This window comes from Bacillus sp. B2-WWTP-C-10-Post-4, from assembly GCF_009183805.1.
In the GTDB taxonomy this organism is placed as follows: domain Bacteria; phylum Bacillota; class Bacilli; order Bacillales; family Bacillaceae_G; genus Bacillus_A; species Bacillus_A cereus.
Genome location: NZ_WEII01000143.1, coordinates 1 through 8,701, shown reverse-complemented (window position 1 = coordinate 8,701; position 8,701 = coordinate 1). Strand labels below are relative to the sequence as shown.

Here is an 8,701-nt window from a genome sequence, read left to right as displayed (position 1 = left end):
CATATAATATTACATTTGTTTTACAAAAACGTAACATTAGCAAAAAAAATCCCGAATTATGGTATAAATTTTATAGGTTATATACGGAAAAAGAAAAAAGAAAGCGGTGTAAAAAATAAAATGAAAAAGCTAAAAATGGCATCTTGTGCATTAGTTGCAGGATTAATGTTTTCTGGGCTAACACCAAATGTATTTGCAGAAGATAAAATTTCTGACGTGAAATCACAAATTAACACACAAAATGACACTTTACATAAACAACAACAAGAACGTGATGAATTACAAAAGCAAATGAATGACTTAAACAAAACAATTCAAGGTTTAGATAAATCTGTTCAAGAGAATGCTGCAAAGCTTGATGAAACAATGAAAAAAGTTGCTGATACTGAGCAATTAATTGAAAAGAAAAATAAAGATATTGCAGAATTACAAACAAAGATTGCAAAACGTGAAGAGCTATTAAGAAAGCGTTTAGTTGCACTTCAAGAACAACCAAATACGAACGTTGTAACAGAAGTTCTTGTAAACTCTAAAAACGTTGCAGATTTAGTTGATCGTTTAACTTCTGTTTCTAAAATTCTTGAGTCTGATGAAGATATCATGAAAACACAACAAGAAGATCAAGCTAGTGTGAAAAAAGATGTTGCAACGGTAAAAGAGAAACAAAAAGAATTAAAAGAAGCACAAGCTCAAATTGAAACTGCTAAGAAAGAACTTGACGCTGAAAAAGAGAAAAAAGCAACAGCGGTAAACGATTTAAGCGGTAAAATGGATACAGTTGTAACTTCAATGACAAGTACGGAAGGTCAATTGAAAGAGCTTGAGAAACAAGCGTTACAATTACAACGCATTGCAGAAGAAGAAGCACAAGCAAAAGCTGCACAAGAAGCTGCTGCTCAAAAACAAGCAGAGCAAGCTGCTAAAGCTGCGCAAGCTCAACCAGCACAAGCACCTGCAGAGCAAGTTGCACCAGCAAACAATGGTGGACAAGCTCAAAAAGAAGAGCCTAAAAAAGAAGAACCTAAAAAGGAAGAGCCTAAAAAAGAGGTACCTAAAGCAGAAAAGAAAACACCAGAGCAAAACCCAGCACCAACTCCACCGGATACTGGCGTAATTGGTAAAGCTAAGCAATATTTAGGTAAGCCATATGTTTGGGGAAGTGCATCTCCATCAAATGGTGGTTTTGACTGTAGTGGATTCATTTCTTACATCTTTGGTGTAGGTCGTCAAGACGTTGCAGGTTACTGGAACTCAGTTTCTAAAGTAGGTAGCCCACAACCAGGAGACTTAGTATTCTTCCAAGGTACTTATAAAGCAGGTCCATCTCACATCGGTATTTACGTTGGTAATGGCCAAATGATCCATGCTAGTGATAAAGGAATTGCGTACGGTGATATTAACAGTTCGTATAACCAAAAACATTTCTTAGGATACGGTCGATTCTAGGATTTATAAAAGAATAAAAAACGTGTATAAAGTCGATAGCTTACTATTTTATAAGTAGGTTATCGGCTTTTTTGAGTTTTTACGAGATGATGAGAAAGGTTTATAGTAGTGCTGGAGGTGATTGTTGATGCTAGCGGGGAAACAGTTGCTATTAGAAGAACTTTCTTCAGATTTACAGAGGGAATTAAACGATTTGAAAAAGAAGGGAGAGATCGTATGTGTACAAGGTGTAAAAAAGAAGAATTCTAAATATATGTGCCAACGCTGCGGAAATGTAGATCGGCGGCTATTTGCGTCGTTTTTATGTAAAAGGTGCAGTAAAGTGTGCGCATATTGCCGGAAGTGTATAACGATGGGGAGAGTAAGTGAATGTGCTGTACTTGTTCGCGGGATTGCTGAAAGAAAGAGAGAAAAGAATTCAAATTTGTTACAGTGGAACGGGACGTTGTCTACTGGCCAGAATTTGGCGGCGCAAGGAGTTATAGAGGCTATTAAGCAAAAAGAATCATTTTTTATTTGGGCTGTATGCGGGGCTGGGAAAACAGAGATGTTGTTTTACGGAATTAACGAAGCGCTTCAAAAAGGAGAAAGAGTTTGTATCGCAACGCCGAGAACGGATGTTGTTCTGGAATTAGCGCCGAGATTGCAAGAAGTATTTCCATATATAAAGGTAGCGGCTTTATATGGAGGGAGTGTGGATAAAGAAAAAGATGCAGTACTAGTCGTTGCGACTACGCATCAATTATTACGTTATTATAGGGCGTTTCATGTCATGGTTGTAGATGAGATAGATGCGTTTCCATATTGTGCAGATCAAATGTTACAGTACGCGGTAAAACAAGCGATGAAAGAAAAAGCGGCGCGTATTTATTTAACTGCGACTCCAGATGAAACGTGGAAGCGAAAACTTAAACAAGGTAAACAAAAAGGTGTTATTGTTTCTGGACGATATCATCGTCATCCTTTGCCAGTTCCTTTATTTTGTTGGTGCGGGAATTGGAAAAAAAACCTCATTCATAAAAGAATTCCTCGAGTTTTACTACAGTGGTTACAAACATACTTAAATAAAAAATTCCCTATTTTTTTATTCGTCCCCCATGTGCGATATATAGAAGAAATAAGCTTGTTGTTAAAACCATTAAACAATCGAATTGAAGGTGTACATGCAGAAGATCCAGGGAGAAAAGAAAAAGTAGCGGCTTTCAAAAAGGGAGAAATCCCATTATTAGTTACAACGACAATTTTAGAGCGAGGCGTAACGGTGAAAAATTTGCAAGTCGCAGTTTTGGGGGCGGAAGAAGAAATATTTTCAGAAAGTGCGCTCGTACAAATTGCGGGCCGAGCAGGGCGGAGCTTTGAAGCACCGTATGGAGAGGTCATTTATTTTCACTATGGCAAGACAGAGGCGATGGTGCGCGCGAAAAAACATATTCAAGGTATGAATAAAAATGCGAAAGAACAAGGATTGATCGATTAATGCATTGTTTACTTTGTGATGAGTGTTTTGTAGAAAAGATTAGTTGGTACACTTTTTTTGTAAAGTGTCATAGAAAATATATATGTGATAGATGTGAGCAGAAACTTTCCTATATTATAGGAGAAATTTGCATGGAGTGCGGGCGACCTTTAGAATTTGTTCCTGCCGCATTTCAAGAAGACGGTATTTGTATAGATTGTATAAGGTGGACGAAAGAGGAGAAGTATCGTTCTTTTAAAAACCGTTCGTTATATATGTATGATGATGAGATGAAAGAAATAGTAGCACAGTTTAAGTTTCGGGGGGATGCGGAGTTAGTGCACATTTTTTATCGTCCTTTTCGAAGTTTATTTCAAAAGTATTTTGCCAATGTTTCAACCGTTATCGCTGTTCCGCTTAGTAAGGAAAGGGAAATTGAACGTGGTTTTAATCAAGCTGAGTTATTAGCAACTTGTTTGCCTGTCAAAATTTCTTATCCATCATTAAGAAGAAGGGAAACAGAAAAGCAAAGTAAGAAGACACGTAAAGAAAGGGTGTCAGGAAGCAATCCTTTTTATTTTCAGGGAGAAGAGATGTTTTCTGAGCAACATATTTTACTCGTTGATGACGTGTATACGACAGGGATTACAGTTAGGCAAATCGGAAGTTTGTTATATGAAAGAGGGGCAAGAGAAGTATCTAGTTTGACACTTTGTAGAAGTTAATATGGCAGTGTCGAAAGGGATAATAAAAAGGCGATAAGTCTTCTTTGACTTCATATGTTGTCATTCGTTATAGTCAAAATATGGGGCGAATGCCCTGATTTTTAGAGTGAAGGGAATGGAATGAACATGCAAGGAAGAGTGAAATGGTTCAATGCAGAAAAGGGATTTGGGTTTATTGAGCGTGAAGATGGTGACGATGTATTTGTCCATTTTTCTGCTATTCAACAAGATGGATATAAGTCATTAGAAGAAGGGCAACAAGTAGAGTTTGACATTGTAGATGGAGCACGTGGACCACAAGCAGCTAATGTTGTGAAACTGTAGGGGATATTGTTTTTGGAAGAGAAAGCTGCGTTTGTGGCAACGTTATATATATGTAGTAGAACCTCTTGTTTTTCGCAAGGGGTTTTTGTTATAGGGTAAGTTGTCAAAAAGTTGTTTCTTTTCTGTAACGAATTGTCCACAGAAACATTCGTTATTCACGATGTTAATAGGATAAAATAAAGATAGAAACGATGCATCTTTTCATTTCAACAAAAAACGATAAAAAAATTGCAATTCTACTAATTTTTTTAAAAAAGTTAGAAGGAGTTTTTAAGCCAATGTCGAAATTATAATACATAGGCTTGAAAGGAGGAATTCATCTATGAAATTCAACATTCGTGGTGAAAATATTGAAGTAACTCCAGCATTAAAGGAATATGTAGAGAAAAAACTAAGTAAGTTAGAGCGTTATTTTGATACATTCCCAGAGATTAAAGTTAATTTAAAAGTATACTCTGACAAGCAACGTGTCGAGGTAACAATACCATTTACTGATTTATTACTTCGTGCAGAAGAAACTAATAGCGATATGTACGCTGCTATCGATTTAGTAGTTGATAAAATTGAGCGACAAATTCGTAAACATAAAACAAAAGTAAATCGTAAGTTACGTGAGAAAGGTTCTATGAAAACGAACTTTATCCTTCCAGAAGCAGTAGCTGTTTTGGATGAGGTAGAAGAAGATGAATTAGAACTTGTACGTACAAAACGATTCGATTTAAAACCGATGGACGTTGAAGAGGCAATCCTACAAATGGATATGCTAGGACATAATTTCTTCGTCTTCACAAATGCTGATACAAACGAAACTAATGTTGTATATGGCCGTAAAGATGGGAAATACGGTTTAATCGAAACTAAATAATAATTCGAAAGCGCAGCCGAAATGGCTGCGCTTTTTTTGTATTTTTCGCAGCAAGGTTAAAAAAGTTTTATAAGTAGCCGATTTCATTAAGAAATGATTTTTAGGCGGTATTTCCTCAAAACAGCAGGAGAAAATTCGAAATTTAGAGAGGTGAGTTACTCTTTATTATTTGGAACAAGCATAGGAATATAGCTACCTTTACAAGTAATTCTTTGCTAGGGATATAGTATTGTTTTTAAAAATTTAACGAAATGTTCGCAAGTGTAAAAGTAATATTAAATATTCTGAAATCCATTGAAGGTGTGTTGAGGTATTGTTACCATAATATTGTATTATATTGATTTTGTTCCTTCAGTGGAAAAATACAATCAATATAATGCTACAAATTATCGGAGGTGCTTTTAGTGGGAATTAAGAAAAAAAGTCGTTTTATGTTTGGATCTGTTTTATCGTTAGGTATTTTAGCTAGTACTTTCGCTTTAACCGAACCGGCTAAGGCTAGTACAAGGGATGACCATGTGAATTTTACCTTTAGACTTTGGAGTCCATATGATTATACTAATGCACGTCCTAAAGAGACGCCTACCTCTATGTATATGCGTGTGAAGAGCAGTGAGAAGGGCGGAGGTTCTTTCAATGTTTGGACAGAAGCAGATAAAAATAAAAATGCAGAAGATAGAAAATGGGTAAATGTTTCAGGTAAGCATGAAGGAACAGTGATACCAGGTAGAACATATCTTTTTCAAAATTATGCATATGAAAACCATGGGAAAAATGTGCCTGTGAGATTTGGTGGTTATTCTAGAGAAAATAATGCTTATCCTACTGCTTGGAGTCCTGATAGTGTAAGACCTAGTGGACCTTACATTGAATATTGATTTAGAAATTATAAATTGAAATTATTTATTTTATAGTGCTAGAAAAAGTCGTATAGTTTCAAATCCGGATTATACGACTTTTCCTGCTATTTCATTTTTAAAATAGGAGGAGCTGTAATGAGGTTTATTTCAAAATATATTTTAGTTTGTTTTTTTATATTGAGTATTAGTTTCTTAGTTTCTTGTCAAAAGAAAGTAGATGAACCTATTGTACATATTGAAGATACTTTAACGGAAAAAGATAATTTGAAAAGTATTGAATTAAAAGGAATTAACAAAAATACTATTTTTGAACAAGTGTTTTTGGAAAGTGAAAATGGTGATGATTTCTTTCAAGGACAAATAGAAAAAAATGATAGTTTAATAGAGGATAAGCTTTCAAATAAAAAATTGAAATTAGGAGTTATACCAGAAAATTATTATGTTTTTTTGACGGGTGTTACGAATAAGAAAAAACCAACGTATCTCTTGGGACGGATTGAACAAACTGATGGAGAAGTAATTCAGTGGAAACAAGAAGTTAAGAGTGTAAAAAGAAAAGGCACAAATGATGTTTATCAGTATGAAGTTGAGTTTCCTAAATTTGAAGGAGAGAGAGCAAATGTTTCTTTTCGTTACATTTGGTTAAATAAAGAAAAGAAATGTTATGGTGTTGCGGATCAATTGTTCATATTAAAAAAGATTTAAATTTAATGGTTTATGGAGGAGCTATAGATGAGTTACTTTTTAGGAAGGATTTTAAAAGGTAGGATGTTTTGGTTGTCTTTATTTATTATGTTAGTAATTGTTATTGCTCAATATATTGCTATGTTTGTGACAACTAAAGGATTTAACGATGCTGGGATTATAAAGGTATCCCCATATTTATCTAATATTTTATATTTTAATAGATTATCGTTTTATAGTGAGTTTTATTTACTTATATTTCCTATGCTTTCCGCAATGGCTGTAGCAGGGATTTATAGAATTGATAAAAATTATGGATTTATTTATCCTGTTATTTCTAAGATGGGAACATGTTATTATTTTAAGCTGCTTTATTTTATTAATTTTATTGTATCTTTTTTTATTATAAGTGTCCCTTTACTATTTAATTTTTATTTATATGTGATGACTTATCCAACAGTTGCTCCGCATCCAATATTAAATTATATGGCTTCTACTGTTTCGCCAACAGCTCAATTTCATATAGTTTATTATAAGTACCCTACTTTATATTTTCTAATGTATGTATTTTTAAATGGTTTATACGGTGCGGTTTTTTCGAGTTTAGCTTTATCAGTTTCGTTTTTTATAAAACGAGTTTATTTTATTTATTTAGTTCCATTTATTTTACATATTTTTTGGCTTGGTATTGGAAAAGGGATTCTCAATCCTAAAGATTATTTAATTAAAGATTTTGGCTTTTTTGAATTACAAATTTTTCTTAGTGTACTGTTATGTATTTGGTTTTGTTCTGTAGTTCTTTATTTACGGGGGAGTAGGAAGCATGTTCTTTTATAATGTTATGAAAGAAACTATAAGGATGAAATATGTTTGGTTAAGTATTCTTTTTGTACTTAATGTTAGTATCATTGGTTGCTTGTTCAATTATTTTGAACCCGGAATTGTAAAAGAGAAAATGAACGAATTGGAAGCTTTGTATAAGGTTATGTCGTTGTATAATTTATCGACTATATTTATTCCTTTAACAATTGTTTTTTCTGTATATTCTATGTCGAACTTTTTTAGTATTTATGTTGTTTACAGAGTGAATAATGCATTGAAATTAGTTTCTATATATTATTTAAAATTATTCGTTTTTGTTTACTTTTTTGCTGGGAGTATGATTTTACAGTTGTTTTTGATGTCAACTATGATGGCTGTAACTAGTGTTGATGTAAATTATCCATTATTATTTTGCATTCAATTATTTGCGAGTGTTTTTATATGTATGATAAGTGCTTTATTGCAATTATTTTTACCTAGTTTACTTGTAATAATATGTATGATTACTGCTGTTTTATTAGATAGATTTATATTACATGGATTTTTATTTACAAATGCTTTTTATATAAATGTCTTTGAAGATGCTACTGGTTTATTTATACGCTTATTTGGCTGTTTTTTTATCTTTTTTATAAGTGTATGGATTTTATCTAAAAAAAGTTATATTTCTATGAATGATGAGACAGAGGTGGTCTAGTTTACATTATGATCTTATATTATTTGTTAAAAAGAGATTTATATGTAAGGTTTCGAGATTCCATCAAGATAATGGTTTTTTTATTCTTAATTTACGCTATTATTGCAATTGCCTTTTTATACAATCAGCCTCTTAGTAATGGTAAAGAATCTGTATTAGTAGATGTTACCTTTTATCGATTTTTTCATGGAGTAGATTTTGTGGATTTATCTTATTTTTATAAGGAGGGGCGATTTTCTATCCCTTTTTATTGGATATTCTTTCAAATCACTCCTTTGTTGCTTGTAGGGAATTTTGCTTTTTCAGATATTCAACAGAATGGTGTTTATTTATTTCCTCGTGTTAAGAAGAAGCATTTCCTGTGGTTAACGAAAATATTATCTTTGTTTTTTTATATAATTATTATTTGGATTGGTATGTATTTTATTTGGTTTAGCGCTTACTATTTGCTTTCTTTAGGCGAGTATAATTTTTTAAATTTATATAGTCAATTTCCTTATAAGATATTAGGTACTATGCTAATTCAAATAATTATAAGCTTTTTATTAGCTTTGATTTTTGAGTTTTTAACTTTTTATATACCGATAACTATTGTTTTTGTACTAATGTTGTTGTACCTATTTTTGTCTATTTTCTTTCATAGTATTTATTTTTTAGGCTCTTTTGTTATGCCAAATCGTTGGTATTTTGTTGATCACAGTTCAATTCAATTGACTTTAGGTAATAATCAATCTATTCAATATAATGATTTACTTTTAATAGGAGTAGTAATTGTTATTGTAATGATTTTATTAGGTAGTTTTTGTTTTAAAAAACTAGATG

General features: G+C 32.6%; 10 protein-coding genes. All 10 read left to right on the top strand.

Features of this window, described 5'->3' with window-relative positions; all coding sequences use genetic code 11:
* The first annotated feature begins 15 nt into the window (after positions 1–15).
* Positions 16–1,446 (top strand): C40 family peptidase, encoded by a 1,431-nt coding sequence (locus GBN78_RS27035; RefSeq protein ID WP_101336109.1) that lies wholly within the window; start codon positions 16–18, stop codon positions 1,444–1,446.
* A gap of 127 nt (positions 1,447–1,573) precedes the next feature.
* On the top strand, positions 1,574–2,923 hold the full coding sequence (gene comFA / locus GBN78_RS27030) for an ATP-dependent helicase ComFA (RefSeq protein WP_070184465.1): 1,350 nt from the start codon (positions 1,574–1,576) through the stop codon (positions 2,921–2,923).
* On the top strand, positions 2,923–3,627 hold the full coding sequence (locus GBN78_RS27025; protein WP_016100030.1) for a ComF family protein: 705 nt from the start codon (positions 2,923–2,925) through the stop codon (positions 3,625–3,627). Before comFA ends, GBN78_RS27025 begins: the two co-directional genes overlap by 1 nt.
* A 126-nt stretch (positions 3,628–3,753) precedes the next feature.
* A complete protein-coding gene (cspC, locus tag GBN78_RS27020; protein ID WP_001990088.1) occupies positions 3,754–3,951 on the top strand; it encodes a cold shock protein CspC in 198 nt (65 codons plus the stop codon).
* A 322-nt stretch (positions 3,952–4,273) separates the two neighbouring features.
* Entirely contained in the window at positions 4,274–4,816 is a 543-nt protein-coding gene (gene hpf / locus GBN78_RS27015; protein ID WP_000671186.1) for a ribosome hibernation-promoting factor, HPF/YfiA family, read from the top strand.
* 404 nt (positions 4,817–5,220) lie between these two features.
* Positions 5,221–5,694: a hypothetical protein gene (locus GBN78_RS27010; RefSeq protein WP_000511548.1), complete on the top strand. Its 474-nt coding sequence runs from the start codon at positions 5,221–5,223 to the stop codon at positions 5,692–5,694.
* Positions 5,695–5,811: 117 nt separating this feature from the next.
* Positions 5,812–6,381 (top strand): hypothetical protein, encoded by a 570-nt coding sequence (locus GBN78_RS27005; protein ID WP_001211058.1) that lies wholly within the window; start codon positions 5,812–5,814, stop codon positions 6,379–6,381.
* Between the two features lie 27 nt (positions 6,382–6,408).
* Positions 6,409–7,197, top strand: coding sequence for a hypothetical protein (locus GBN78_RS27000; RefSeq protein ID WP_000120044.1), 789 nt, complete (start codon positions 6,409–6,411; stop codon positions 7,195–7,197).
* Positions 7,184–7,879 carry a hypothetical protein gene (locus GBN78_RS26995; RefSeq protein ID WP_000466510.1) on the top strand — a complete coding sequence of 232 codons (696 nt, stop codon included), beginning with the start codon at positions 7,184–7,186 and terminating at the stop codon, positions 7,877–7,879. The genes GBN78_RS27000 and GBN78_RS26995 overlap by 14 nt, the downstream gene beginning before the upstream one ends.
* Before the next feature lie 71 nt (positions 7,880–7,950).
* The coding region (locus GBN78_RS26990; protein WP_152127900.1) for a hypothetical protein at positions 7,951–8,701 on the top strand (751 nt) is incomplete at its 3' end.

Bases quoted from the DNA above. Each gene is read 5' to 3' on its own strand.
- cspC (WP_001990088.1), top strand. From the start codon at position 3,754: ATGCAAGGAAGAGTGAAATGGTTCAATGCAGAAAAGGGATTTGGGTTT.
- GBN78_RS27025 (WP_016100030.1), top strand. From the start codon at position 2,923: ATGCATTGTTTACTTTGTGATGAGTGTTTTGTAGAAAAGATTAGTTGG.
- GBN78_RS27000 (WP_000120044.1), top strand. From the start codon at position 6,409: ATGAGTTACTTTTTAGGAAGGATTTTAAAAGGTAGGATGTTTTGGTTG.
- comFA (WP_070184465.1), top strand. From the start codon at position 1,574: ATGCTAGCGGGGAAACAGTTGCTATTAGAAGAACTTTCTTCAGATTTA.
- hpf (WP_000671186.1), top strand. From the start codon at position 4,274: ATGAAATTCAACATTCGTGGTGAAAATATTGAAGTAACTCCAGCATTA.
- GBN78_RS27005 (WP_001211058.1), top strand. From the start codon at position 5,812: ATGAGGTTTATTTCAAAATATATTTTAGTTTGTTTTTTTATATTGAGT.
- GBN78_RS26995 (WP_000466510.1), top strand. From the start codon at position 7,184: ATGTTCTTTTATAATGTTATGAAAGAAACTATAAGGATGAAATATGTT.